Here is a 774-nt window from a genome sequence, read left to right as displayed (position 1 = left end):
GCGGACAAAACGGACCTTGGTTCAATGTGCTCCAAAGTCCGCTTTTGTGGACTGTTCAACAAACGGTTCTTTTCGGAGCGATCATGGAAACAAAAAGTAATCGCTCCAATCGATCTCAGGGCGTTTGTTCAACGGATCGTATTCTTGCGCAGACATTGGGAAGCAGAAGAGGGGCCAGTTTAAGTCTTGGTGGTCTGCCAATGTCTGACCTCGCACATCAGTATGCGGCCAATAGGTTCGAAAATATAAGGTTACTTCGTCTGCACTAGCCTTCCAGTAATTGTGGCGCTGGCCGGTAATGATATTACCTATGTGCTTACTACCAATCCGAGGGTTAGTCACATGGGGAGGCACCATAGTGAAGAGCTTTTTCCTTTTGACTGCTCGATGCATCGCAGCAAGAAACAACTCGGTTGCGGCACTGAACTCGATGGCAGGATATGCCCAGCGAAAAAATTCCCAGTTCAAAAATGGGAAATACCCTTCACAGACCATATCTTCCATACGCTCATCCGTTGGCACGCCATCGCCCCAGACTACTTCTGCCTCGAAATTCCGACCTACGGTTTTCAAATTTTTGGACTCCTCAAGCGCTCAGCATCCGTTGTGACAATCTGGGATATGCCACAAACGCTCGTTTTTGGAACACACCCATCTCGCCTCGCTTCCCGCTGCCATAAACCCCGTTCAGAACCTGATCGATTGTTGAAGGTTTTTGGCTCGCGCACGATAGCAGACATCAGTGCATCATGCAGCATGTGGTAAAGGGGGCTC

General features: G+C 49.2%; 2 protein-coding genes. Both read right to left on the bottom strand.

Annotated features, from left to right (window positions below; all coding sequences use genetic code 11):
* Positions 1 to 81 precede the first annotated feature (81 nt).
* A complete protein-coding gene (locus ACEWPM_RS19770) occupies positions 82 to 573 on the bottom strand; it encodes a hypothetical protein (protein ID WP_393964168.1) in 492 nt (163 codons plus the stop codon).
* Positions 570 to 774, bottom strand: a 205-nt coding sequence (locus ACEWPM_RS19765) for a hypothetical protein (protein ID WP_393964169.1), incomplete at its 5' end; no start/stop codon positions are given. The genes ACEWPM_RS19765 and ACEWPM_RS19770, both read right to left, overlap by 4 nt.

It is taken from the genome of Roseovarius maritimus, from assembly GCF_043355895.2.
Classification (GTDB): domain Bacteria; phylum Pseudomonadota; class Alphaproteobacteria; order Rhodobacterales; family Rhodobacteraceae; genus Roseovarius; species Roseovarius maritimus.
Note: the sequence above shows the minus strand (reverse complement) of the source record. Positions and strands in the feature narration are given on the sequence as shown.